The 25,511-nt window shown below is 72.5% G+C and carries 22 protein-coding genes; 11 read left to right on the top strand and 11 right to left on the bottom strand.

Annotation, left to right across the window (positions count from 1 at the left end):
• Positions 1–55: 55 nt before the first annotated feature.
• Positions 56–469 carry a VOC family protein gene (locus tag OG562_RS08615; RefSeq protein ID WP_266395605.1) on the bottom strand — a complete coding sequence of 138 codons (414 nt, stop codon included), beginning with the start codon at positions 467–469 and terminating at the stop codon, positions 56–58.
• 231 nt (positions 470–700) lie between these two features.
• On the opposite strand from OG562_RS08615, the gene OG562_RS08610 reads away from it, so the two are divergent.
• From OG562_RS08610 to OG562_RS08600, 3 genes are all read left to right on the top strand, one after another.
• Positions 701–2,299 carry an ABC-F family ATP-binding cassette domain-containing protein gene (locus OG562_RS08610; protein WP_266395603.1) on the top strand — a complete coding sequence of 533 codons (1,599 nt, stop codon included), beginning with the start codon at positions 701–703 and terminating at the stop codon, positions 2,297–2,299.
• Between the two features lie 335 nt (positions 2,300–2,634).
• Positions 2,635–2,856: a helix-turn-helix domain-containing protein gene (locus tag OG562_RS08605; RefSeq protein ID WP_004002281.1), complete on the top strand. Its 222-nt coding sequence runs from the start codon at positions 2,635–2,637 to the stop codon at positions 2,854–2,856.
• 132 nt (positions 2,857–2,988) lie between these two features.
• Entirely contained in the window at positions 2,989–3,792 is an 804-nt protein-coding gene (locus OG562_RS08600) for an enoyl-CoA hydratase/isomerase family protein (protein ID WP_266395601.1), read from the top strand.
• 28 nt (positions 3,793–3,820) lie between these two features.
• Here OG562_RS08600 and OG562_RS08595 read toward each other — a convergent pair whose 3' ends face one another.
• Complete coding sequence (locus OG562_RS08595) at positions 3,821–4,693, bottom strand: nucleopolyhedrovirus P10 family protein (RefSeq protein WP_266395599.1); 873 nt, start codon at positions 4,691–4,693, stop codon at positions 3,821–3,823.
• Between the two features lie 97 nt (positions 4,694–4,790).
• Here OG562_RS08595 and OG562_RS08590 point away from each other — a divergent pair, with 97 nt between their 5' ends.
• The 5 genes from OG562_RS08590 to amaP are packed head-to-tail and all read left to right on the top strand — an operon-like array spanning position 4,791 to position 7,103.
• Positions 4,791–5,279, top strand: a complete 489-nt coding sequence (locus OG562_RS08590) for an Asp23/Gls24 family envelope stress response protein (protein ID WP_266395598.1) — start codon at positions 4,791–4,793, stop codon at positions 5,277–5,279.
• A 33-nt stretch (positions 5,280–5,312) separates the two neighbouring features.
• A complete protein-coding gene (locus tag OG562_RS08585; protein ID WP_079663167.1) occupies positions 5,313–5,504 on the top strand; it encodes a hypothetical protein in 192 nt (63 codons plus the stop codon).
• 5 nt (positions 5,505–5,509) lie between these two features.
• Positions 5,510–5,884, top strand: coding sequence for an Asp23/Gls24 family envelope stress response protein (locus tag OG562_RS08580; protein ID WP_266395595.1), 375 nt, complete (start codon positions 5,510–5,512; stop codon positions 5,882–5,884).
• Positions 5,881–6,519, top strand: a complete 639-nt coding sequence (locus OG562_RS08575) for a DUF6286 domain-containing protein (protein ID WP_266395592.1) — start codon at positions 5,881–5,883, stop codon at positions 6,517–6,519. Before OG562_RS08580 ends, OG562_RS08575 begins: the two co-directional genes overlap by 4 nt.
• Before the next feature lie 5 nt (positions 6,520–6,524).
• Positions 6,525–7,103 (top strand): alkaline shock response membrane anchor protein AmaP, encoded by a 579-nt coding sequence (amaP, locus tag OG562_RS08570; RefSeq protein ID WP_266395591.1) that lies wholly within the window; start codon positions 6,525–6,527, stop codon positions 7,101–7,103.
• A 77-nt stretch (positions 7,104–7,180) separates the two neighbouring features.
• Here amaP and OG562_RS08565 read toward each other — a convergent pair whose 3' ends face one another.
• The 5 genes from OG562_RS08565 to OG562_RS08545 are packed head-to-tail and all read right to left on the bottom strand — an operon-like array spanning position 7,181 to position 12,183.
• Positions 7,181–7,936: an SDR family oxidoreductase gene (locus tag OG562_RS08565; RefSeq protein ID WP_266395590.1), complete on the bottom strand. Its 756-nt coding sequence runs from the start codon at positions 7,934–7,936 to the stop codon at positions 7,181–7,183.
• 15 nt (positions 7,937–7,951) lie between these two features.
• Positions 7,952–9,739, bottom strand: a complete 1,788-nt coding sequence (locus tag OG562_RS08560; RefSeq protein ID WP_266395588.1) for a glycoside hydrolase family 15 protein — start codon at positions 9,737–9,739, stop codon at positions 7,952–7,954.
• Between the two features lie 34 nt (positions 9,740–9,773).
• Positions 9,774–10,058 (bottom strand): hypothetical protein, encoded by a 285-nt coding sequence (locus tag OG562_RS08555; protein ID WP_266395585.1) that lies wholly within the window; start codon positions 10,056–10,058, stop codon positions 9,774–9,776.
• The gene (locus OG562_RS08550) at positions 10,055–10,612 is read right to left on the bottom strand and encodes an RNA polymerase sigma factor (RefSeq protein ID WP_266409110.1); all 558 of its coding nucleotides are present in this window, start codon (positions 10,610–10,612) and stop codon (positions 10,055–10,057) included. The genes OG562_RS08555 and OG562_RS08550 overlap by 4 nt, the downstream gene beginning before the upstream one ends.
• A 14-nt stretch (positions 10,613–10,626) precedes the next feature.
• The gene (locus OG562_RS08545) at positions 10,627–12,183 is read right to left on the bottom strand and encodes a sodium:solute symporter (protein ID WP_266395582.1); all 1,557 of its coding nucleotides are present in this window, start codon (positions 12,181–12,183) and stop codon (positions 10,627–10,629) included.
• A gap of 274 nt (positions 12,184–12,457) precedes the next feature.
• On the opposite strand from OG562_RS08545, the gene OG562_RS08540 reads away from it, so the two are divergent.
• Complete coding sequence (locus OG562_RS08540) at positions 12,458–14,623, top strand: carbon starvation CstA family protein (RefSeq protein ID WP_266395580.1); 2,166 nt, start codon at positions 12,458–12,460, stop codon at positions 14,621–14,623.
• Complete coding sequence (locus tag OG562_RS08535) at positions 14,620–14,811, top strand: YbdD/YjiX family protein (protein ID WP_266395578.1); 192 nt, start codon at positions 14,620–14,622, stop codon at positions 14,809–14,811. The genes OG562_RS08540 and OG562_RS08535 overlap by 4 nt, the downstream gene beginning before the upstream one ends.
• A 118-nt stretch (positions 14,812–14,929) precedes the next feature.
• On the opposite strand, the gene OG562_RS08530 is transcribed toward OG562_RS08535, so the two are convergent.
• The 4 genes from OG562_RS08530 to OG562_RS08515 all read right to left on the bottom strand — a co-directional run bounded on the left by OG562_RS08530 (position 14,930) and on the right by OG562_RS08515 (position 19,896).
• Positions 14,930–15,721 carry an SURF1 family protein gene (locus OG562_RS08530; RefSeq protein WP_266395576.1) on the bottom strand — a complete coding sequence of 264 codons (792 nt, stop codon included), beginning with the start codon at positions 15,719–15,721 and terminating at the stop codon, positions 14,930–14,932.
• A 49-nt stretch (positions 15,722–15,770) separates the two neighbouring features.
• Positions 15,771–16,004, bottom strand: coding sequence for a hypothetical protein (locus OG562_RS08525; protein ID WP_266395573.1), 234 nt, complete (start codon positions 16,002–16,004; stop codon positions 15,771–15,773).
• 110 nt (positions 16,005–16,114) lie between these two features.
• Complete coding sequence (locus OG562_RS08520) at positions 16,115–17,137, bottom strand: DEDDh family exonuclease (RefSeq protein ID WP_266395571.1); 1,023 nt, start codon at positions 17,135–17,137, stop codon at positions 16,115–16,117.
• A 119-nt stretch (positions 17,138–17,256) separates the two neighbouring features.
• Positions 17,257–19,896, bottom strand: a complete 2,640-nt coding sequence (locus tag OG562_RS08515) for an MXAN_6230/SCO0854 family RING domain-containing protein (RefSeq protein WP_266395569.1) — start codon at positions 19,894–19,896, stop codon at positions 17,257–17,259.
• A gap of 326 nt (positions 19,897–20,222) precedes the next feature.
• Between OG562_RS08515 and OG562_RS08510 the strand changes: the two genes are divergently transcribed.
• Entirely contained in the window at positions 20,223–25,505 is a 5,283-nt protein-coding gene (locus OG562_RS08510) for a caspase family protein (RefSeq protein WP_266395568.1), read from the top strand.
• Positions 25,506–25,511 lie beyond the last annotated feature (6 nt).

Genomic DNA, 25,511 nt, shown 5'->3' with positions numbered 1-25,511 from the left:
CGGGGCCGCTCGCCGCCCCCGTGTCCGGGCCGCCGAGCCCCCGTGTCCGGGCCGCTCAGGCCTGTATGTCGGGGGCGTACGTGCCGAAGCTCCAGATGTTGCCCTCGACGTCCCGGGCCATGTAGTCCCGGGAGCCGTAGTCCTGGTCGGTCGGGGGCAGCAGGATCTCCGCGCCGTGCTCCACGGCCCGCCGGTGGTGTGCGTCCACGTCGTCCACGACGACGTACACCCCTGTCGGGCCCGCGTCCTTCATCGCCGTGTCGAAGACGCCGCCGCGGCCCTTGGAGCCGAGCATCACCGCCCCGTTGCCCTGCACCAGCTCGGCGTGCATCACCGAGCCGTCCTCGCCCTCGTAGACCGACAGCTCCGTGAACCCGAAGGCCTCGGTGAGCTGGCGGATCGCCGCTTTCGCGTCCGCGTACAGCACCGTCGGGTAGAGGCTCGGACGTCCGCTGTTGGCGCCTGTCATGCCGATCACTCCCTTGTGATCACCGGTGATCACCGCCGGAAATGTCACCTGCGGTCCAGTCTGGCAGCCACCACCGACAACGGCCCTCGAGCCGAGATCGAACACCAGAACACAGAAAAAGTGCTTGCACGGTCCCGTTAGACTGGCCTCATGGCCATTCTCCTCGCGCATTAGACGGCGGGAACGTCCTCAGCCGCCCATCCCGCCAACAACCCCGCCTGGAGTCTGTCCGTGATCTCCGCCTCCGGCATCGAGCTGCGCGCCGGTGCCCGCATCCTCATCGAGAACGCCTCCTTCCGCGTCGCCAAGGGCGACCGAATCGGCCTCGTCGGGCGCAACGGCGCCGGCAAGACCACGCTGACCAAGGTCCTGGCCGGTGAGGGCATCCCCGCCGGCGGCCAGGTCACCCGCTCCGGCGAGGTCGGCTACCTCCCGCAGGACCCCCGCACCGGCGACCTCGACGTCCTCGCCCGCGACCGCATCCTCTCCGCGCGCGGCCTGGACATCCTGATCCGCAAGATGCGCGAGAACGAACAGCGGATCGCCAACGGCTCGGGCGCCACCCGCGACAAGGCCATGCGCCAGTACGAGCGCCAGGAGACGGAGTTCCTCACCAAGGGCGGGTACTCCGCCGAGGCCGAGGCCGCGACCATCGCCGCCGCGCTCAACCTGCCCGACCGGGTGCTCGGCCAGCCCCTGCACACGCTCTCCGGCGGTCAGCGCCGCCGCGTCGAACTGGCCCGCATCCTGTTCTCCGACGCGGACACCCTGCTCCTCGACGAGCCGACGAACCACCTGGACGCCGACTCGATCGTCTGGCTGCGCGACTACCTCAAGACCTACCGCGGCGGCTTCATCGTCATCAGCCACGACGTCGACCTGGTCGAGACGGTCGTCAACAAGGTGTTCTACCTGGACGCCAACCGCTCTCAGATCGACGTCTACAACATGGGCTGGAAGCTCTACCAGCAGCAGCGCGAGTCCGACGAGAAGCGCCGCAAGCGCGAGCGGCAGAACGCCGAGAAGAAGGCCGCCGCCCTGCACTCGCAGGCCGACAAGATGCGCGCCAAGGCCACCAAGACGGTCGCCGCGCAGAACATGGCCCGCCGCGCCGACCGGCTGCTCTCCGGCCTGGAGGCGGTCCGCCAGGCCGACAAGGTCGCCAAGCTGCGCTTCCCCGAGCCCGCCCCCTGCGGCAAGACCCCGCTGATGGCCGAGGGCCTGTCGAAGTCGTACGGCTCGCTGGAGATCTTCACCGACGTCGACCTGGCGATCGACAAGGGCTCCAGGGTCGTCATCCTCGGCCTCAACGGCGCCGGCAAGACGACCCTGCTGCGGCTGCTGGGCGGCGCCGAGCAGCCCGACACCGGCGAGGTCATCGAGGGCCACGGCCTCAAGCTCGGCTACTACGCGCAGGAGCACGAGACCCTCGACCCGGAGCGCACGGTCCTGGAGAACATGCGCTCCGCCGCCCCCGACCTCGACCTGGTCGAGGTCCGCAAGACGCTCGGCTCGTTCCTGTTCTCCGGCGACGACGTCGACAAGCCCGCAGGCGTCCTCTCCGGCGGCGAGAAGACCCGGCTGGCCCTGGCCACCCTGGTGGTGTCGTCGGCGAACGTGCTGCTGCTCGACGAGCCCACCAACAACCTCGACCCGGCCAGCCGCGAGGAGATCCTCGGCGCACTGCGCACCTACAAGGGCGCGGTCGTCCTCGTCACCCACGACGAGGGCGCCGTCGAGGCGCTGCAGCCCGAGCGGATCATCCTGCTGCCCGACGGCGTCGAGGACCTGTGGGGCTCCGACTACGCGGATCTCGTCGCCCTGGCTTGATCGAATACGTGATCCACGGCGTATGGATCATTCGGCCTACCGGTGATCCATCATCTGTGTGAGATCTCCTCGTATCGAGGTGTGTCCTACATCGATTTTCCGGCCGATCCCTTTGTCGACAAGGGATCGGCCGTCGCGCGTCTCTGACCAGGCACTTCGCACGGCAACCCGTTCGGCCCCACGAACGCCACTGGGTGGAATCACAGATTCCACTTGTGGGGACGCGCTCCTGTCGTCAAAACCATGTCGCACGGACCTTGCCGAATGGGTGGCCATCGCGCCCCGGAGGGGTGATCATGAGGGGACCAGAGCGCACTTCCCATGAGGAGGCACGGGTGGCCGAGACTCTGAAGAAGGGCAGCCGGGTAACCGGCGCCGCGCGCGACAAGCTCGCGGCAGACCTGAAGAAGAAGTACGACTCCGGTGCGAGCATTCGGGCGTTGGCCGAGGAAACCGGCCGCTCGTATGGCTTCGTGCACCGGATGCTCAGCGAGTCGGGCGTCACGCTTCGTGGGCGTGGCGGGGCGACCCGAGGCAAGAAGGCCGCCTCGTCCTGACACGGGCGGCCCCTGTTCGGGCGGCTCATCGGCTTCGACGGTGGCCACCCGGTCGGTTCTCCGATCGACCGGGTGGTTACTGTGCAGTCACTTAGCTGACCGCTAGCTGACCGCACCCATCGGAGGCATCCCATGGCCACGCCCGACCAGGAACTCGTTCCCCTGCTCGACAAGGACGGCGTACGGCTCACCGTCGACGACGCGCTCGCCACGGTGACGCTGGCCAACCCGGCCAAGCGCAATGCGCAGAGCCCCGCCATGTGGCGGGCTCTGGGCGAGGCCGGACGGCAGCTGCCGGGCTCCGTCCGCGTGGTCGTGCTGCGCGGCGAGGGCAAGTCCTTCTCCGCCGGGCTCGACCGGCAGATGTTCACGCCCGAGGGGATCGAGGGCGAACCGTCCTTCATCGATCTCGCGCGCAGTGGCGACGCCGAACTCGACGCCGCCATCGCCGAGTTCCAGGAGGGCTTCACCTGGTGGCGGCGCAGTGACGTCGTGTCCATCGCCGCCGTCCAGGGCCACGCCATCGGTGCGGGCTTCCAGCTCGCGCTCGCCTGTGACGTGCGCGTCGTCGCCGACGACGTGCAGTTCGCCATGCGCGAGACGAGCCTCGGCCTCGTGCCGGACCTGACGGGCACGCACCCCCTCGTCTCCCTCGTCGGCTACGGCCGTGCGGTCGAGCTCTGCCTCACCGGGCGGTTCGTCGGCGCACAGGAGGCGGTCAGCTCCGGCCTGGCCAACCTCGCCGTACCGCCGGCGGAACTCGACGCCGCGGCGCACGACCTGGCCACGGCGATCCTTGCCGCGCCCCGGGAGGCCGTCATCGAGACCAAGGCGCTGCTGCGCGGCGCCGGGGACCGTGCCTACGACGACCAGCGCGCCGCCGAGCGGGCGGCGCAGGCCCGCCGACTGCGCGACCTGGCCGGCCTCGGCGAGTGAACCCGAGGCGCGTGCACCCCAGCTGACCTCAGCCGACGGCCGTCACCAGCACGGCGACCGTCGGACGGTCCGCCAGCGCCAGCGACACCGCTCCGCGGACCTCCCGGGCCACCTCCACGGCCCGGCGGTCCGCGCTCACCGTGATCTCCACGCGCACATGCCGCCGAGGCAGGGCGGCTGCCCCGGCCGTCCCGTCTCCGTGCAGCTCCTCGATACGCACCGCCCGCCCGAGAACCCCACTCGTCCCGGTCACCCCCGGCACCCGCAACGCAACGGCAACAGCCCGCGCTTCATCCCCGGCCGGACCCGTCCCGGCCGGACCCGTTCCGGCCGGACCCGTTCCGGCCGGACCCGTTCCGGCCGGGGCTGCCCCGGCCGACGACGGCCCGCCCGCCGACGGCCCGGCAGACGGCAGAGGCGGTTCCGCCTGAGCCTGCGTCTCCGCTTCCACCCGCGCCTCCCTCTTCGCCCCTGCCCGCGCCTCCTCGTCCAGCAGCTCCGTCACCCGCAGGTCCACCTCCGTCACCACCAGCCCCAGCCGCTCGGCCGAGGCCGTCGCCAACGTGGTGCGCAGACGGGCGGCCGCCGCGGGCAGCGGTTCGGACGCGCCCGCCGCGAAGTCCGCCGTCACCCGCAGCGGCCCCGGCGGCAGCGCGCTCGGCGGTGGCGGTACGACGGGCTCGCCCGCCTCCGCCGTGTCACCGCCGGAGGCCGTCCCGCCCGCCGGCCCCACCCTCAGCACCCCGAGGCGCACGCCCCGCAGCTCCCGCACCGCCCCTCGCAGCACCGTCTGCGCCGCCTCCTCCGTGATCCACGCGCCGTCGCGCGCTCCACCCAGGGGAAGCAGCCGCCCGAGGCCCAGCTGATGCCGTACCGCACTAGTCCACCCGTCAGCCGTCATTCCTCCAGCCTGCCGCATCCCCGGAGCGCAGCGGGGCAACCGCGCTTACGGTGGTGGAGAGGACGACGACCGAAGCGGACGTAAGGACGTACGGGCGATGACCGACAACGTGACGGAACAGAACCGGACGCAGAGCTCGGACGGCGGTTCGGAGCCGCTCGGGACCCGCAAGGCAACCACCAGACGGGGCGGCGGGGATCCGGCGACCCGCGGCCGGACCACCATCGCCGACGGAGTCGTGGAGAAGATCGCCGGCCTCGCGGCCCGTGACGTCCTCGGCGTGCATGCGATGGGCAGCGGCTTCAGCCGCACCTTCGGGGCCGTGCGGGACCGGGTGCCCGGCGGGTCGAAGTCGGTGACGCGCGGGGTGAAGGCCGAGGTCGGCGAGGTGCAGACCGCGCTCGACCTGGAGATCGTCGTCGACTACGGCGTGGCCATCGCGGATGTGGCGCAGGCCGTCCGGGAGAACGTGATCGCGGCCGTGGAGCGGATGACCGGGCTTCAGGTCGTCGAGGTCAACATCGCGGTCAGCGACGTCAAACTGCCCGACGAAGAGGACGAGGAACCGGAGCCCCGGATCCAGTGACATGACGGCAGACAGCGACGAGGGGAGTGCACCTTGAGCATGGCAGTGGTCGGCATGATCGCCGGCATGGCGCTGGGCTTCGCCGGATACTTCGGCGGGTTCGGAGCCTTTCTGCTGGTGGCGGCGCTGGGCGCCATCGGGTTCGTCGTCGGCCGGTTCCTCGAGGGGGACCTGGAGCTCGGCGACTTCTTCCGCACGCGTACGCGTGACGACCGGCGCCGGTGACGCAGATGAGCGCGGGGACCGACGTGCCGGACAGCCGCCCGGCCGTCGTCCCGCCGGGCGAGCGCGGCGCGACCCGCATCGCCGACCGGGTCGTGGCGAAGATCGCCGCGCAGGCCGCGCGCGAGGCGGCCGGTCCGCTGCCGCCCGACGCGGCCCGCCCGCACGCCACCGTGGTCGTGCACCATGACGCCGCGCACGTCCGGGTCCATCTGGAACTCGGCTATCCGACCGACATCGGCGCCCGCTGTCACGAGGTGCGTCGACATGTCGCCGAGCGGGTAGGCGCGTTGGTGGGACTGGAGGTTCCCGAGGTCGCCGTCCAGGTCGAACGGCTGCACCTGACGGCGGCCCACGGTGCGGCGCACGGGAGGACGCGATGAGCGAGCCCCGCGGCTCGGAGACCACACTGCCCGTCCTGGACAAGCCCCCACAGGGCCCACGGGACCAGGGCGACGCCCCGCCCCCGGACGGCGGCGAGCGCCGCTTCTGGTCGGCCCGCCGCGTGCCGGCGGGCATCGTCGCGGCCGCGCTGCTGGTCCTCGCGGGAGCGTTCCTCTACGACGTGGCCGCCGTCCGGGCCGGCCGCTCGGCCCTCGCCTGGCGGCGTGGCCTGGCCCGGCAGCTCGCGGAACGGCCCCTCGACGACACCTGGGTCCTGCTCGGCGCGGGCGTCGCGGCCGCCCTCGGCCTCTGGCTCGTCCTGCTGGCCGTCACCCCGGGCCTGCGGGCCGTCCTGCCGATGCGCCGCCCCCACCCGGACGTCCGCGCCGGACTGCACCGGAGCGCCGTCGCGCTGGTGCTGCGCGACCGGGCCATGGAGGTGGCCGGCGTGCAGTCGGTCCGGGTCCGGGCCCGCCGCCGCAAGGCCGACGTCCAGGCGGTCTCCCACTTCCGCGACCTGGACGACGTACGCGCGGACCTGGACGCCGTGCTCGCCGACGCGCTGCGCGGTCTGGGCCTGGCCCGTCCGCCCGCCCTGTCGGTGCATGTGCGGCGCACGGTACGGAAGGGGTGAGGGCGATGCTCAGGACCGTCAACCGCGTCCTGCTCGGAGTCGTGGGGCTCGTGCTGCTCGCCTTCGGCGCCGCGACCCTCGCCGTGGGCCTGGGCGCGTCCCCGCCTGCCTGGTGGCTGTACGACGGCCCCCACGACGTCCTGCTCAGCACCGCCCGGCGCACCCGCTGGCGCGACGACGGCTGGTGGTGGCCGACGGTCATCGCCGTGCTGGCGCTGCTGGTGCTGCTCGCCCTGTGGTGGCTGGCGTCGGTCCTGCGCCGCCGTCGGCTCGGCGAGGTCCTCGTCGACACGGGCGACGGCGCGGGCGCCCTGTTGCGGGGCCGCGCCCTGGAGGGCGTACTGGAGCGGGAGGCCGCCGGCCTGGACGGGGTGGCCCACGCCCATGTGCAGCTGACGGGCCGCAGGGAGGCCCCGCAGACCCGCGTGCGGCTCCAGCTGGAGCCGCATGTGGATCCCGGAACGGCCCTGCGGCACCTCACCGATCAGGCCCTCGCCCACGCCAGGGACTCAGCCGCCCTGAAGGCACTGCCGGCGGACGTGCGGATGACCGGCGTCAAGCACAAGGCGGAAAGGGTCAGCTGACCCCTGGTACTCCAATACTCCGGTCCTCCGGTCCTCCACGGCGACCGGAGTACTGGAACCTGTGCCGCATCCCGCCGTCAGAACCCGTGCCGCATCCCGCCGTCGACCGGCACCATGGTCCCCGTCAGATAGGAGGCGGCCGGAGACAGCAGGAACGCGGCGACCCGTCCGAACTCCTCCGGGGTCCCGTACCGGCGCAGCGGGATCCGGGACTCGTTCGCGGTCCGGGTGGCCTCGGGGTCGGCCGACAGCGCGTCCAGCTCGCGCACGCGGTCCGTGTCGATCCGGGCCGGCAGCAGCCCCACGACGCGGATCCCGCGCGGGCCCAGCTCGTCGGAGAGGGACTTCGCGAATCCGGCGAGCCCCGGCCGCAGCCCGTTGGAGATGGTCAGCCCCGGAATCGGCTCGTGCACCGACCCCGACAGGACGAACCCGATGACCCCGCCGGCCTCCAGCTCGGCGGCGGCCGCCCGCGCGAGCCGCACCGCGCCGAGGAACACCGACTCGAACGCCGTCTGCCACTGCTCGTCCGTGTTGTCCGCGACGAACCCGGGCGGCGGCCCGCCCACGCTCACCAGCACGCCGTCGAACCCGCCGAAGGCCTCTCGCGCGGCCGCGATCAGCCGGGCCGCCGCCTCCGGGTCGGCGTTGTCCACGGCGACCCCGAGCGCGTCGGGCCCCAGCTCGGCCGCCGCGTCGGCGACGCGCTTGTCGTCCCGCCCGGTCACGACCACCTTCGCGCCGTCCGCAACGAGCTCGCGCGCGGCCGCGTTGCCGAGACCGCGGGTGGCTCCGGTGACGACGTACACCCGGTCCTTCAGTCCAAGATCCATGGCTCCTATCCTCCCCTACCGTGCCCGCGGGCCGTCGAACAGGGCGAGGGCGGTGTTCACCAGGCCGATGTGGCTGAAGGCCTGCGGGAAGTTGCCGAGCTGTCGGCCGGCCACCGGGTCGTACTCCTCCGCCAGCAGTCCCACGTCGTTGGCCAGGTCCACCAGCCGTTCGAAGAGCTCGCGGGCCTCCTGCGTCCGGCCCGTCATGTGCAGCGCGTCCGCGAGCCAGAACGAGCAGGCCAGGAAGGCGCCCTCGTCGCCCGGCAGACCGTCGACGACCTCGCCCTCGGTGCTGTAGCGGCGCACCAGACCGCTGTGGCCGAGCTCCTCGCGCACCGCGTCCACGGTGCCGACGACCCGGGGGTCGTCCGGCGGCAGGAAGCCGACGCGCGGGATGAGCAGCAGCGCCGCGTCCAGTTCGGCGGAGCCGTAGTACTGGGTGAAGGTGTTGCGTACGGGGTCGTAGCCCTTCTCGCAGACCTCGGCGTGCACCTCGTCGCGCAGGGCGCGCCAGCCCGCCAGGTCGCCGTGCAGGCCCGGGTCGTCCTCCATGCCGCGTACGGCGCGGTCGGCGGCCACCCACACCATCACCTTGGAGTGCACGAAGTGCCGTTGCCCGCCGCGCACCTCCCACAGCCCCTCGTCCGGCTTGTGCCACTCCGTGCGCAGGAACTTCAGCAGCAGCGCCTGCAGCGACCACATGTGCGGCTTGCTCGGCAGCCCGGACCGCCGGGCCAGCGACAGCGAGTCCAGGACCTCGCCGTAGACGTCGAGCTGACGCTGCTTCACGGCGCCGTTGCCGATCCGTACCGGCGCCGAGCCGGCGAACCCCGCCAGCCACGGCACCTCGTACTCCGGCAGGCGCCGCTCACCCGCGAGGCCGTACATGATCTGGAGTTCCGCCGGGTCGCCCGCCACCGCGCGCAGCAGCCAGTCGCGCCACGCCTCGGCCTCCTCCAGGTAGCCGACGGCCAGCAGGGCGTTCAGGGTGAGCGTGGAGTCGCGCAGCCAGCAGAAGCGGTAGTCCCAGTTGCGCACCCCGCCCAGCTCCTCGGGCAGCGAGGTGGTGGCGGCGGCGACGATGCCGCCGGTGGGGGCGTAGGTGAGGGCCTTGAGGGTGATCAGGGAGCGCATCACGGCCTCCCGGTGCGGCCCCTGGTAGCGGCAACGGGCCGCCCATGCCCGCCAGTCGGCGACGCTGGTCTCCACCGCCTCGAAGGGGTCGCACAGCGGTGGGCGGGGATGGTGCGAGGGGTGCCAGGTCAGGACGAACGCGACCTTCTCGCCGGGGCCGACGGTGAACTCCGAGAGCGTGGAGAAGTCCTCGCCCCAGGTGTGCACGGGCGGCTCGCTGCGCAGCCAGGTCGAGTCCGGTCCCGCGACCGCCACCCGATGGCCGTCGACCCGGCGCATCCACGGGACGATCGAGCCGTAGTCGAAGCGCAGCCGCAGCGTGCTGCGGACGGTGACCCGGCCGCGCAGGCCCTCGACGACGCGGACGACGTCGGGGGCCTGTTCGCGCTGCGGCATCAGGTCGGTGACGCGGATCGCGCCCTCGTCGGTCTCCCACTCGGTGTCCAGGACCAGGGTGTCGGGGCGGTAGGCGCGGCGGGTGCAGTGGCCCTTCGCGCCCTTGGGGGCGATGCGCCAGTGGCCGTTCTCCTCGTCGCCGAGGAGGCGGCCGAAGCAGGCCCCGGAGTCGAACCGGGGCAGGCAGAGCCAGTCGACGGAACCGTCCATGCCGACCAGGGCGGCGGTCTGTTCGTCGCCGATGAGGGCGTAGTCCTCGATACGGGGGTGCACGGGATTCCGGGTTCCCGGCGGAACCCGGGTGCAATCAGGGGTGCGGCCGGGGGAGTGACGCGGCGCTCGCACCGCCGCCGGATCCCGAGAAGATCACCCCGGGGTGCGCCGGGGCCTGGTTGAGCACCCATAGGCCGATCAGTGTGGCGAGGGCGAAGACGACGGCGATCAGCACGGCGAGCACCAGCCGGCGCCGGCGTTCGCGCCGCAGCCATGCGCCGCGCGCCGTGCGATAGGCGTCCGGGGCCGGGCGCACCCCGCCGGCCAGTGCCTGAAGGGCCTCGCGCAGCTCCCGCTCGGTCCGGTCCGTGTCGTTCATCGCCGGGCCTCCATCGCCTGGGTGAGCGCGGCCAGGCCGCGTGAGGTGTGCGTCTTGACGGACCCGCAGGAGATGCCCATCGCGGCGGCGATCTCGCTCTCCTTCAGCCCGAGCCAGTGCCGCAGCACGAGCGCCTCGCGCTGGCGGGCCGGCAGCTGCTGGAGGGCGTCGATCAGTACGCGCTGGTCGTCGTGGAGCAGGGCGGTGCTCTCCGCGGAGGCCACGGTGTCGTCGGGCAGCTCCGGCGGGCTCTCCACGTGCCGGCGGGCGACCTGGAGGTGACGTATCCGCATCCGGGTCAGATTGCAGACGGTGGAGCGCAGGTAGGCCTCGGCCGCCTCGACGTCCCGCAGCCGCCGCCACTTGCGGTAGATCTGGTAGTAGGCCTCGGCGACCACGTTCTCCGGGTCGTCGGCGCCCAGGAGCACGGCGAGCCGCAGCATCGAGGCGTAGTGCAGCTCGAAGAGCCGGGCGAGACCGGCCTCGCGCTCCAGCTCGGCCGGGTCGCTCGCCACGGGGGTGAGCGGCTCGACGTGGGGCCGCTGCAGGGGGATCGGGTGTCTGCGTCTCACGGGTGGTTCGCTCCCGTCTCGGGGCGCCGCCTGAGGGTCAGGCGGGACGGCAGGTCGGTCGTGTCGGCGCCGCGCGGGACACGGAGGCGTTCCAGGACCGCGGTGCCGGCCACCGCGACCGTCAGGTTGAGCAGCAGGGCCGCGATCCCGGCGTAGATCTCCAGCGGGCCGAATCCCAGGGCCACGATGGACGAGAAGCCCTCGCGTACGACGAGGAAGGTGCCGGCCGCCATCCCGGCCGCCCAGCCGGCGAGCAGCGCGCGCGGATGCAGCCGCCCGGTGAACAGCCCGACGGCCACCGCCGGGAAGATCTGCAGGATCCACACCCCGCCCAGCAGCTGGAGGTTGACGGCGTCCTGGTCGCGCAGCCCGAACACGAACGCCACCGCTCCCCCTTTCGCGGTCAGCGACACGGCCTTGGCGATGCGCACCTGCCGTTTGGGCGTGGCCGTCGGATGGACGTACTCGACGTACACGTTCCGTACGAAGCTGGTGGCGGCCGCGATCGACATCACGGCGGCCGGGACCAGGGCTCCCACGGTGATCGCGGCGAACACCAGCCCGGCCAGCGGGCCCGGCATCAGCCGGTCGACCAGCATCGGCACGGCTGCCTCGGCGCCCCCCTTCGGAGCGCGTACGCCCGCCGCGAGGGCGGCGACGCCGAGGAACCCGAAGAGGGCCAGCAGTCCGGTCCAGGCGGGCAGCGCCGCGGAGACCTTGCGCAGGGTGCGCGGCCCGTCGGCGGCGAACCCGGCGGTCAGGACGTGCGGGTACATCAGCAGCGCCAGCGCGGAGCCCAGCGCGAGCGTGGCGTAGGCGGGCTGCTGCGCGGGGGAGAGGAACAGCGGGGAGTGGGCCACGTCGGCGCCGCCCAGCCGCCGGGCCGCGCCGTCGAACACGGCCCCGGGCCCGCCGAGCCGCTCGAGCACCAGCCAGCACACGGCGGTGAGCGACACGAACACCGCCACCGCCTTCAGCGCCGAGATGACCGCGGGCGCCCGCAGCCCGTGCCGGTAGGTGGCCACCGCGAGCCCCGCGAACAGGGCCACCATCACCAGGTCACCGACCGCGCCCCGCGGATACACGCCCCCGGCGGTCAGCACCGCCCGTATCCCGAGCAGTTGCAGCGCCAGATACGGCATCGTCGCGAGGATCCCGGTCAGCGCCACCACCAGCGCCAGCGGCGGCGACCCGTACCGCCCGCGCACGAAGTCGGCGGCGGTGACATAGCCGTTCCTGCGGGCCACGCTCCACAGCCGGCTCAGCAGCACGAAGGCGAGCGGGCAGACGATCACCGTGTACGGCACCGCGAAGAACGCGGGCGCGCCGTTGCCGTACGCCAGTCCCGGGACGGCCGTGAAGGTGTACGCGGTGAAGATCGTGCCGCCGAGCAGCAGCCAGGTCCAGACGGGGCCGAGGGAGCGGTCGGCCAGCGCCCAGCCCTCCAGGGAGGGCAGCCGGTCGCTGGGGCGCAGCCGGCGCGCGGTCACGGCGAGCAGCGACGCCCCGCCGATCACGGCGAGGAACGTCGTGGTCATGGCGCCGTCGGCCATGGGTCACCGTCCTTGGTGTGCCTGTCCCCTCACCGGTCAGTTGCGCGGACGGCGGTTTCGGTTGACGTGAATCAGGCGGAAATCCTCTGGAAATTCGCTGTCAACCACTTCCGGAGGGTGGGCAACTCTTGCACAGACCGACAGCTAGCGGGAGAGCCGCCCGCAGCTGACCTCTGCGACAACTGCAACCTCTGCAACCTCCGCACCCTCTGCTGTATCTCTCCGCGCACCTCGGGTCCCGAGGTGAACCGCACCGCCCAGGCGAGGAGCCGCCATGCCTACGTCCACCCTGCCCGAAACCGGCCTGCCGGTGCCGGAAAAGTCGCGTATATCACCAAGGTCCGTCCTGCTGTGGAGCGTCGTCGCCCTGCTCGGCGCCGTCGCCTGGGGCGTCCTCGCCCTCGCACGGGGCGAGAAGATCTCGGCGGTCTGGCTGGTCGTCGCGGCCCTCGGGTCGTACGCCATCGCCTTCCGCTTCTACTCCCGCTTCATCGCCCGCCGCGTGCTGAAGCCGGACGACCGCCGGGCCACCCCCGCCGAACGGCTGGAGGACGGCGTCGACTTCCAGCCCACCGACCGCCGGGTCCTGCTCGGCCACCACTTCGCCGCGATCGCCGGCGCGGGACCGCTGGTGGGACCGGTGCTCGCGGCCCAGATGGGCTATCTGCCCGGCACCCTGTGGATCGTCGCCGGGGTGATCTTCGCGGGGGCCGTGCAGGACATGGTCGTGCTGTTCCTGTCGATGCGCCGGGACGGCAAGTCGCTCGGGCAGATGGCCCGCGACGAGATCGGCCGCGCGGGCGGGGCCGCCGCCCTGATCGCCGTCTTCGCCATCATGATCATCCTGCTGGGCGTGCTGGCGCTGGTCGTCGTCAACGCGCTCGCCCACTCGCCGTGGGGCACCTTCTCCGTGGCGATGACCGTGCCCATCGCCCTGTTCATGGGCTTCTGGCTGCACCGCATCCGCCCGGGCCGGGTCGTCGAGACCAGCTTCATCGGCGTCGCGCTGCTTCTGCTGGCGATCGTCGGCGGCGGCTGGGTGCAGAACTCCTCGCTGGCCGACGCCTTCACCCTGAGCCCGACGACCCTCGTCTTCTGCCTGATCGGCTACGGCTTCGTCGCCTCCGTCCTGCCCGTGTGGATGCTCCTCGCCCCGCGCGACTACCTCTCCACCTTCATGAAGATCGGCACGATCGCGCTGCTCGCGGTCGGCGTCGTCGTGGCCGCGCCCGTGCTCAGGGCGGACGCGGTGAGCGACTTCGCCACCTCGGGCGCCGGCCCGGTCTTCGCGGGCTCCCTCTTCCCCTTCCTGTTCATCACCATCGCGTGCGGCGCGCTGTCCGGCTTCCACGCGCTCGTCGCCTCCGGGACCACCCCCAAGCTGATCCAGAAGGAGTCCCAGGTCCGGCTGATCGGCTACGGCGCGATGCTGATGGAGTCCTTCGTCGCGATCATGGCGTTGATCGCCGCGGCGACCCTGGAACCGGGCCTGTACTACGCGATGAACGCGCCCGCGGGACTGCTGGGCGCGACGGCCGAGTCGGCGTCCCACGCGGTCGCGGGCCTCGGCTTCACCATCACCCCCGACCAGCTCACCCAGGCCGCCAAGGCGGTCGAGGAGCAGACCCTGATCGCCCGCTCCGGCGGCGCGCCGACCCTCGCCGTCGGCATGTCGGAGATCTTCTCCGGGGTCTTCGGCGGCACCGCGATGAAGGCCTTCTGGTACCACTTCGCCATCATGTTCGAGGCGCTGTTCATCCTGACCACCGTGGACGCGGGCACCCGGGTCGGCCGCTTCATGCTCCAGGACATGCTCGGCAACGTCTGGAAGCCGCTGGGCCGGGTCAACTGGAAGCCCGGCATCTGGCTCTGCAGCGGCCTGGTCGTCGCCGCCTGGGGCTACTTCCTGCACTCCGGCGCCACCGACCCGCTGGGCGGAATCAACCAGCTCTTCCCGCTCTTCGGCATCGCCAACCAGCTGCTGGCCGCCATCGCCCTGACCGTCTGCACGACCGTGCTCGTCAAGTCCGGCCGGCTGCGCTGGGCCTGGGTCACCGGCGTCCCGCTGGCCTGGGTGGTCGCGATCACCTTCACCGCCGGCTGGCAGAAGATCTTCTCCGACGATCCCAGGGTCGGCTTCTTCGCCCAGCGCACGCGCTACGCCGACGCCCTCGACGCCGGCCAGGTCCTGCCGCCCGCCAAGTCGCCGGCCGACATGCACACGGTGGTCGTCAACTCCACGGTGGACGGCGTCCTCATCGCCGTCTTCCTGCTGCTCGTCGCCGTGGTCATCGTGAACGCGGCAGTGGTGTGCGTCCGGGCCGTACGATCCCCCGTCCCCCTCCCGACGACCGAGGCGCCGTACGTCGAGTCCCGCATCGACGCGCCGGCGCGGCCGACGGAGTCCCTGGCGGGGGCCCTGGCGGAGCCCCGGACGTGAGGGTCGCCCTGCGGTGGGCGCGGGCCGTGCACTGGTATCTGCGGGAGCTGACCGGGGAGACGGAGTACGACCGCTACTGCGAGCGGCACCGGCGCCACCACCCGCTCGCTCCGGTCCCGAGCAGGCGGGAGTACCAGGTGCTGCGCGCCCTGCACCGCGAGGAACACCCGCAGAGCCGCTGCTGCTGAACCGCCGGCTGCGCGGTGGGCCGTAGGCAGTGGGCTGCGGGCGGCGATCGTGGGCCGGCGAGGGCCGGCGAGGGCGGAACGAGAGCCGGCGAGGGTGTGACGGACGTAGGCGCGTCCGCTACACCGTCGCCGGTTCGGCCTGTTCCGTCTGCTGGGCCGCCGCCTGTGCCCGGTCGCGGGCCTCGCGGCGGGCCTGGACCGCCCAGCCGACGGGGACGCCCGCGGAGAACAGCCACCACTGGATGGCGTACGCGTAGTTCAGCGCGGCGTCCTCGCTGCCGGGCGCGCCGACCAGCTCCGGCGTGCCGCCCTTCGGCTCGGGCGCCGTCTGCGCGACGTACCCGCCGAGGACCTTCTCGCCGAGCCGCCGGGCCTCCTGCTCGCTGTTGATCAGCATGACCTGTCGGTCGGGCAGCCCCTTGAGGTCCTTGATGCCGCTCGCCGCGGTCGTCTCGTCGGGCATCAGCCGCCCGGTGACGGTGGTCCTGCCGCTGGGCGGCGCGGGAATCTCGGGGAACGAGGTCTGGGTCGGCGCGTCCGCGGGGATCCAGCCCCGGTTGACCAGCACCACCGTGCCGTCCGTCAGGACGAACGGGGTGAGGACGAGGAAGCCGACCGTCTCGTCGGAGTTGACGCGCCGCCGCACGACGACTTCCCGCGCCGTGTCGTACGTGCCGGTCGCGGTCACACCGCGATAGCGCTGGTCGGTGGTGACGGTGTGTCCGGGCGAGGTCAGCTTCTCCACGGGCACCGGCTCGGCGTGCAGCGCGTCGGAGACCAGCTGGTTGCGGGCGGTGCGCTCCTCGTAGCGGTGCATCTGCCAGAAGCCCAGCCTGATCATCGTGGGGATGAGGACGAGGGCGACCAGCGTGAGGATCACCCACTGCCGGGACAACAGGAAGCGGTACACCCCACGACCGTACCTCTCGGTCGTGGGGCGCTCTCGGCGGGGTACCCGGTCACACCTTGTCGACGATGCCCGCCTTCCCCTCGGCCCGGGCGCAGTGGGCGCCGCAGTACCAGTGGCTGTCGACCTCGACGCCCTGACCGATGATCTGCACCCGGCAGTGCTCGCAGATCGGGGCCATGCGGTGGATCGCACAGGAGAAGCAGTCGAAGACGTGCACCGCTCCCTGGGCATGGATCTCGAAGGTCATTCCGTAGTCATTGCCGCATACTTCGCATCTCGCCATGCGCCACAGGGTGAGCCGTCGCCCCTGCGCGGGCGAGCGGGCGGCGGGCGAGTCGCGCGCCAATCACCCGTACGTCGGTCCGTCCTCGTACGTCGGCCCGTGGACGCCGGTCAGTCCCCGGCGGCCGGCTCCACGTCCCGCAGCAGCTGACCGAAGGCGGCCTCGTCCACGACCGGCGTCCCGAACTGGCGCGCCTTCAGCACCTTCGACGTGCTCGAGTCCGGGTCGTTGGTGACCAGCAGGCTGGTCAGCCGGGACAGGCTCGTCGCCACATGCAGCCCCGCCTCGGTCGCCCGGTCCTCCAGCAGCTCGCGCTCGATCGACGTGTCGCCGGAGAACGCGATCCGCATGCCCTGCTTGAGCCTTTTGCCGTCTTCGTACCGCCCGGGGTTGGGGTAGGGGCAGGCGGGCCTCTTACGGGACGGACGCCAACTGGTCGGCCGGTATCCGCCGTATCCGCCGTAGCCGCTCTGACCGCCCGGCTGCTGTCCGATCCGGGGCGCGGGCCGGTCGGCCCACTCCGTCAGCGGCCGGCACTCGTGCAGCGGCAGCCGGACATTGCCCGCCGCGGCGGCCCGCAGGCTCGGCCGGAACGCCTCCGCCAGCACACGGGCGTCGTCCAGCGCATGGTGCGCCCGCTGCTGGACGACGCCGAAGTGGGCCGCCAGCGACTCCAGCTTGTGGTTGGGCAGCGGCAGGCCCAGCTCCTTGGAGAGCGCGATGGTGCACAGCCGCTGACGCACCGGAGCTTCGCGCTCCGCGCGCGCGTACTCCCGCGCGATCATCTGCCAGTCGAAGACCGCGTTGTGCGCGACGAGCACCCGCCCGTCGAGCCGGCCCGCGAACTCCTCGGCCACGTCCCGGAAGAGCGGCGCGCCCTCGAGTACCTCGCTCGTCAGACCGTGGATCCACACCGGTCCCGGGTCGCGCTCCGGGTTGACCAGGGTGTACCAGTGGTCCTCGACCTCACCGCGCGCGTCCAGCCGGTAGACGGCGGCGGAGATGATCCGGTCGTCCCGGGCCAGGCCGGTGGTCTCCACGTCAACGACCGCGTACCCCTGGGGATACGCGGTCGGCCACTCCGTCGGCCACTGTGGGGGGGACGACACTGCGGTCGTGTGGTCTTCGAGCATGGTTCACGAGGATACGGGCCGCCACTGACACCTCGCCGCGCGGATCGGCAAGAGAGTGCGCACGGAAGCCCGCCGGGTCGTACGGCAGTTCCTCTCACGCACGCGTGCCTCACCGGCCGTCAGCCCAGCGCGGCCACCAGGTCCCCCGCCGCCAGCGCGGTCAGACCGCAGCCGTCGACCGGGCCCGGCAGCAGCCGGTACACCTCGCCGGTCGCTCCCTCCGGCGCCACCCCGCCGTGCACCAGCGCCAGCAGCACCCGCTTCTTCGCGGCGGCTTCGGCGGCGAGCGCCTCCACGGAGCCGCCCCGCGGAACCTCCCGCCGCTCCGGCGCGTCCAGCGCACGCACGCGTGCCGCGAACGCGGCGTCCGGCTCACCGGCGCGCCGACGGTAGTGCCACAGCTCGTCGAGGACGCCCGGCGACGGCGCGCGCCGGAGCACGGCGACCTCGTCGGCGCGGGCGGCCGCGTGCCACACCGCCAGGTCCCACAGCGTCGTCCGGCCGGAGGCGAAGTACTGGTACAGGTCCCGTCCGGCCCGGCCCAGGTCGGCGGCGTGCCGGTACACGTTGTGATAGCCCTCGGCGGCCGACAGATGCAGGTCGGTCCACAGGAACGTACGCCGGTGCAGGTCGACCAGGAGCGGGACGTGCACCCGGGAGTCGCCGACCAGGTCGTAGCGCTGGCGCACGGTGCGCGGGTCGTACGACGCGTCGCGCGCCTCCTCGGCCGCCGAGGGCAGCGTCATGAAGCCCGCGAAGGCGTCCAGGAGCCGCTCGAAGGGGATGTCGTTGTAGCTGAAGACGACGGGCAGCGCGTAGCGCACGCCGAGGCTGCCGAGCGAGGCGAGGTCCAGGTCGACGTACTCGGTCGCCCCGTGCGGCGCGGGGGCCGAGGTGAGGTCGCCGGAGTGCACGGCCCACCGGTCGCCGTACACCAGGCTGGTGTAGTCGCACAGGCCGGCGAACTCCCAGTTCTCGTCGTACAGCGCCACCGACAGATCGAGGTCGACGCGGGTCTTCGCGGGCTCCGTCCAGTGCAGGAACAGCCGCATGACCTCGCCCTCGGGCAGCGGCTGGGTGCTGCCCCGGGGCACGGAGACCAGGCTCTTGGCGTCGGCGCGCTCGGTGGCCGGGACGGCGAGTCCGGTGAGCGCCGAGTCGAGCACGGCCAGCTCCACGCGCGAGGCGGCGGACAGCCGGCGCACCGCCTCGGCCTCCAGCAGCGCGCACACCGCGCCGGTCAGCGCGGCCGACAGCGGCGCCCGCGTGTCGTCGAGGGTGTACGCGTGCGTGACCTGCCCGCGCGGGAAGAACACCCGCCGCGCGGCCGGAAGGTGACGGATCCTCATCCGCCCCAGCGCGGCCAGCAGCGGCGCGGGCCCGGCCTGCGGCAGGGTGCGCCGCAGCACGTCCGCGAACTCCTCGGGCAGGACGTCGAGTTCCCGCAGCCGCAGGAGGTGGTCCAGCCGCCGCAGCAGCTCGCCGGGGCGCTGCGCGAGCAGCGCGAGCGCGGCCGGCACGTCCGCGACGGCCAGCGCCTGCTCGACGCGCGCACGCCAGCCGACGGGCCGCAGCCGGGTCCCGACGACCCGTACGGCGTCCGGGTGCGCGGCGGCCGTACGCAGCAGCGCCCGGCCGAGTTCGCCGAGTTCGCCGACATCGGCGCCCGTGGGGTCGTCTCCCGCTCCCGCGAGGTCCGTCCCGCGCAGGACGGCGAAGGCGAGCGCGGCCTTCGGGTGGCGGGCGTGCTGCTCGTAGGGGTGCAGGATCTCGGCGGCGCGCTTCCAGAGGGACGGGTGGCGCAGCACGTCCTCCACGAGGGAGGGGGCCGGCAGTCCGTCGAGGACGGAGAGCAGGCGTCGCCGCAGGGCGCGCGGCAGCGTCCGCAGCCGCACCGGCTCGATCAGGTCGGCCTCGCCGCCGGACCACACGCACAGCAGCCGCAGCACGTCCGTCGCCGTCGTCAGATGACGGTCCAGCAGCTCCAGGGCGTCGGACCGCCGCGCGCGCGTCCGCAGCATCCGCCCCAGCACCAGCGCCTTGGTCTCCCGGACCGGCACGTCGTCCGGGAACCACTTGACGCCTGGCGGGGTGTGCGACAGCAGCACCGCCAGATCCGCCCGGTCCCGGGGCGGCAGCGGCGTACGACGGGCCAGCAGCGTCCGCAGCGCCGTCACGGCGTCCGCCCGCGCGTCCAGGCCGAGCGCGAGCAGCTTCAGCGGGCCCACGGCCACCTCGCGCGCGTGCCGCGGCGGCGCCGGCTTCAGGAACGGATCGTCGGGGTCGATACGGCGGTGACAGATCGGGCAGCCCGAGTAGTCCGCGCCGTCCCAGCACTCCCCGCACACCAGATGCGCGCACGGCGACACCGGCTGGACGCCGCCGACCGTGCCGCACAGCACACAGGGCTGCTTCGGCCACTGGAGCAGCAGCGTGAAGACCCGGTCGACCCACAGCTGGAAGGTGTCGTCCGGCACCGAGGCCGGGAAGCTGCGGAACAACGGCATGTGCGTGCGGTCCGCGCCGAGTTCGGCGTCGAGGTGCGCGACGACCTGCTGTCCGGCCTTCGCGAGCCCCGCGGGCCCCAGCCACGCCAGCGCCGCCCGCAACGGCGCGTTCGGCGCGAACCCGCGGTCCAGCAGCTCGGCTTCCAGGGCGAGGAGCCCCAGCTCGGTCGACGGATCACCGGGCCGCGGCCCGGCCTGGTCGACGTAGACGGTACGGAGACGGCGGAGCAACACGGACGCCAGTGCGGACAAGCGGGATCCCCCGGAACGCTAGGAATGTCCCCGGACTCGGCGGGGCGAGAGGTCTGTGGAAGAGGCCCGTGAAAAGAGGCCTGTGGAAGAGGTCTGCAGAGGCGGGGGCGGAGAGTGGGCGCGCTACGAGATCCGTAGGAAGGGAGAAGGAAGCACACCGGCGGAGCCGCCCCCGCGATGACGACTGTAGGAGGGGCGGGAGATGGAGCGCCACTGGTTTTCGTCCACCGTTGTGGCACCTGTCGTGTGGGGTGGGAGCCCGCCTGCCCGCTTTCCGTGTGCCATCCTGGCCTGTCGCGATGGACGGTCGGGGGAGGCGGTCGGTCATGGGGAACAGACAGGCGTTGATCATTGCCGTTCCGCTGTACGAACTCTCGGACCGGTTCCCCGACTTGACGGAAACGGTCGGCCGGGACGTCGAGTTGATGACCGGGGCGCTGCACTCCTCCGGGTACAGCGTCGAGTGCATCGGAGCCGCCCCGGGCGAGCCCGCGCTGCGCTCACGGATCCGGAGCGTGATCAGCAGGGTCTGCGCCACCGCGCCCGAGGACGGCACGGTTCTCATCCACTTCACCGGGCACGGACTGTCCGTGGACGGGGCGGACCATCTCGTTCCCCCGGACGCCCAGTTGACGTGGGCGACGGACCCGCCGGAGGTGATGCTGGACAGCCTCATCGGCCTCGACCTGGCCGAGTTGCTGAAAGGCTGCCGGGCCGGCACGGTCCTGCTGACCGTCGACGCCTGCCGCGACGAGCCGGCTTCCGAAGGCGCGTCCCATGGTGGACCCGCGACGAACTTCCCGGCCTGGCGGGAGCGGGTGGCCGTGCTCTTCGGCTGCGGCCCCGGCCAGACCTGCGGCTCCGACGAGGAGAACGGCAGCCATTTCACGCGGGCGCTCGCCGACGCCCTGCACGCCGACACCGCGCCCCGTACCGTCGCCGACGTCATCCGTCACACCGTCCGCAGAACGGCGGAGTTCGCCCGCAGCGCCCGCCAGGTGCAGACGCCCACGGCTCACTATGCGCCCAGCGGCCCGGACGCGATCCGCGCGGTCGAACTCTGCGCAGGCCGCGCCCTTCACGAGGAGTGGGCGACCGCGGTCCGCGACCCCGAACTGTGGGCGGCCGTCGAGGGCTGCACGGACGTGCGCCGCGCCGAACTCCAGCGCGCTCTGGTCGGGTTGGCGGGCGAGTGCGCCAAATTGCGCGGCAGCGCGCTCGCCGGAGTCCCGGATCCCTGGACGGACGACGACTACCCCGTGCGGGTGCTCGTCCGCGGGCTCAGGCCCCTGCTGGCGCCGTCGCAGACGCAGGGCGGTCCGCTGCTGGACGCGGGGGAGTTCGCGGTCCTCGCCGCCGCGCCCTTCGTCCGTGAGGCCGTCTACGCGATGGGCGTCAAGGAGGTCACCGCCGTCGACCCCTTCCGTCTCGACCCGGACACCGGCCCCCTGGGGCGCGAGCCCGTGCGCGTCGACCTGGAGCACACCTTCGCCGCGCACGCCCTGCTCTGGCGCAAGGGGCGCGAACTGGCCGGACGAGGCCGGGAGGAGGACGCGGAAGCCGTGGCGGCCTGGCTGATGCACCGTCATATCGGCGGCAACGAGCAGCTCTGGGACACCTATGCTCCCCAGCTGCTCGTTCCTCTCGCCAAAGCGCTGCTCGGTCCGGACACGACAGTCGCCCGCATCGAGGAACTCGCCGACGAACTGGTGCGGGTCTGCCGACAGACCGGAGTCGCCCCGGCCGAGCCCTACCAGGGGGAGCGGGAGAACGCGGACACCCGCTGGCGCGTGGACGAACTCGCCCGCACGGACGGCACGGTGGAGCGCTGGCGCCCGCGCGAGCTGTCCTGGCTCATCGGCGTCGCCGGAATGCTCGGCGGCGACCTGCGCCAGCTGCCCGGCGTCCTCGTGGACAACATCGGCATCACCGACGGTCTGCGGCCCGCCGAGGCCGTGGCGAGCGTAAGGGAGCTGCGCTGGGACCGGGGCCGTCTGAGCCGGAACCTCGACCTGGACCTGCCCTGCCCGCACCCGGCGGTGCACGCCGCGCTGGAGACCCTGACCGGCTGGGCCGACGACGCCGTACAGAACATCCGGCGCCACGTCGCCCCCGCCGAGCCCGCCGCACTCCTCGCCCAGCTGCCCGAGCGGATCACCTGCCGCAGGCTGCGTCCGCAGTACGACCGGACCACCAAGGGCGACGTCTACGGCGTGCCGCTCATGCGGTTCGGCCTCGCCGAGGACGAGATGCGCGAACTCCTCATGGGCACCCAGCTGTACGGCGACCCGGCCCTGGCCCTGCGCGAGCTGTACCAGAACGCCCTGGACGCCTGCCGCTACCGACAGGCGCGGCTGCGCTACGGCAAGGCCGACGGGAACGTCCCGTACACCTGGCAGGGCGAGATCGTCTTCCGGCAGGGCGTGGACGAAGAGGGCCGTCCCTACGTGGAGTGCGAGGACAACGGCGTCGGCATGGACCGCATGACCCTGCGCGGCACCTTCTCGCGGGCCGGCCGCCGTTTCGAGCAGTCCCGCGAGTACCGCAGGGAACAGGCCCGCTGGCGCCGTGCGGACCCCGCGCTGCGGATCTACCCCAACAGCCGGTTCGGCGTCGGGGTGTTCAGCTACTTCATGCTGGCCGACGAGATCAGCATCTGGACCCGTGCGACGGACGAGTACGGCCGTGCCGACTCCAGCGGAGGACTCCGCGTCGACGTGGCCTCCACCGGCAGCCTGTTCCGCATCCGGCGGGGCGAGGAGGCACAACCCGTCGGGGGCACGCGCGTGCGGCTCTACCTCCAGAAGAGCGACATCGACGTGGCGGGGGAACTCGGCAAGCGGGTGTGGCGGTCCGAGTTCGGGATGCGGGTGGAGAACGGGGAAGAGGCGGTGCGGAGTTGGGAGAAGGGGGCGCTGTACTACTTCGGCGACGCGGAGCGGCCCGTCCCCGCGACGCCGGACGCGTGGTGGGTGGAGGGGAAGGGGTGTCTGCTGGTGGACGGGATCCTGGTGGACGGGGTGTCGATGGGAGTGCTGGAGGACGGTAGCGCCCGTGCCTGGCTCGACTCGGTCGGCAGGCATCGCACTTCGGACACCGACTCCAGGGAGTGGCATCAGCAGGGCGCCCATCCCTTCGGGTTCGTGGTGGATCTGCGGGAGACGCACGCACCCGACATCACCACCGACAGGTCCAGGATCCTGTCGTACGACCGGTCCTGGGTGGACGCGCAACTGCTCCAGGCCGCAGACGCGTTCGAAGCCCCCGAGTGGCTCACGCTGGAGTGGCTCTGGGCGTTCGCCCAGGTGCATCCCGCCGCTTCGGTCCGGGTGACGGAGCTGCTGCTGGCGGCCGACGCGCGGATCACGAGCAGAGCCGAGTGGGACCGAACGGCGGTCGTCGACTTCCGCCGTGTGGGCTGTTTCCCCGCGGACGCGTTTCTGGTGCGCCTGAGCGAACGCGGAGGGGCCCGTCTGCCGGGGAGCCTGTCGAGGGATTCGGGCGTGATGTCCTGGCGGGCGGCTGCCTTGCATGAGGTGGGAATCGAGCTGGGCAGCCCGGCGTTGGAGGCGCTGGCGCTACCGGACACGGTGGAGGGCTACCCGGCCCCGGAGGCCTGGGAGGCGCGACTCGACCTGCATGAGATCTACATGTTCAGAGCCTTGTGGCAGGCGGCTCTGCCGCAGTCCCCGGACGAGCGGGTCACCTTGGGCGAACTCATGGGGCGTATGCGCCGGTACGTCGTGGCGGGCCTCGACGTGCCCGCTGTCACCGGACTCGACGGGGCGCACCGGATGCAACTCGACGCGACCGACTGCGCGATCCTTTACAGCCGCGGTTACTTCGGAGGGCTTGTCGGCGCACGAGGTCCGAACCCCGCCCGTGAGGACGTGATCGACGTGCTCCGGCGATTCAGCGTGACGCAGTCCCTTTCGATACGGGAGGCCATGACCAGGGCCCGGCGTTTCGCCGCGGCCGGATTCCCGTTGGAAGTGCCGGAGAACGCCGACACGGCTCCGCAGGACGCGATCGCCACACGGGAGGAACTCGCCGTGCTGCGCTGGCATCCCCGGTTCTACGATCCCGATGCGCTGCTTGAAGGCACCGCTCCTGCGCAGGACGTGTACGACGAGGTCCTTCGCCGGTACGCATGGCTCGGCTGGCCGACGGAGGGACCGGTTCCCGCCACCCCGCCCACTGGTGGACGCCCCGGGCGGGCAGCCGTGCGGGACCTGCCGCAGTCCTGGACCCCGGAGCAGCGTGACGAATACACCAAGAGCTTCGGCATCCGCGAATCCACGTCCGACAGTGAGCTGTCGCTCCGTCAGATGGCCCGTGCGTCAGGGATACTGGCCCTTTCGATGACGCAGGTGGCCCAACGGTTCCAGGGCGTCCTCGCGTCGAAGGCGCTGCGCGTCCCCGAGCTGGGAGATCTCGGCGAACGTGTCTTCACCAGACTCGACAGCGACCTCCTCGGCGCCGTCAACGGCGATTTCTTCGACGACGCCTGGCTGCCCGCCCAGGCTCCCTGTCCCGCGTCCCTGCTGGAGGTGGCGCAGGCGGTGCGCCGGGTCCAGGCGCCGGAGGGGCCGGTGAGGGAACGGCTCGCCGACCTCGCGGACGCCGGACTCGTGGACGAGCGCGCACCCGGACTCGTCGCAGGCTGGCGTGCCGTCACGGTCGGTGACTGGGACCTGTTCCTGTGCAAGGACCGGAACTTCAGGTCAGGCATCAGCTTCGGCTGGGATCGTTCGCCGTCCATGCATGGCATCAAAAGAGCCGTGCAGGGCACCGCGGTACGTCATGGCCTCGACGTCTTCTTCGCACTCCTCGCCGCGGCGGCGGCCGGAATCACGCTGGGCTCCGCGATCGAACGACTGCTCGTCCTGGGGCCCCTCCTCGGCCTTGACGTCTCGCCCCTGAACCAGGCGGCCACAGCAGCCACGTCAGATCTCCGGCCCACCCCCGCCGACCTCCTGTCCTGCTGCACGACGGTGGACGACGTCCCGCGCTGGTGCCCTCGTCCGGACCCCGCCCTCCTGGTGGCCCATGCCCGGGACAGCGACGGCACACTCGGCGACAGCGTGACCGCCCTCACCCGTTACGCGCCGCTCGGCGCCCCCTGGCAGGATCCCCCCGAGACCGGCGCCCCCTGGGCCGACCACCGTCCCTCCGCACACGACAGCGCCCTGTTCCAGCCGGATCTCGTCGGCGACGGCCCCGTCGGCCCGCTCCAGCTGCTGCGCGTCGCCGCCCGCTTCGGCTGGTCGCTGACCCGCGCGTGGGACCGGCTGGCGCTCTACCGGCCGTTCGGCCTCGACCTGCTGGTGGACCGGCCGGAGCCGGCCGTGGACACGGTGCCGACCTGGCGCGACCTGATCCTGCTCACCGAGCAGTACACCGGCCGGGAACCCGCGCTCACCGGCGAGGTGACGGCCGACCGCATCGCCGTCGCCGCCCGCGAGCTGGGACGGCCGACCCGCTGGGTGTACGACCGACTCGCCCTGTACGCCTCCCTGTTCGGCCTCGTCCTGTCCGCAGGGCCGCCCGCCGAACCCGCACCGACACCGCCCGCCGAGCCGGCCCTGCCGGCCGCCGACGTCTCCTGAGGAATC

Source organism: Streptomyces sp. NBC_01275 (assembly GCF_026340655.1).
GTDB lineage: Bacteria > Actinomycetota > Actinomycetes > Streptomycetales > Streptomycetaceae > Streptomyces.
Note: the sequence above shows the minus strand (reverse complement) of the source record. Positions and strands in the feature narration are given on the sequence as shown.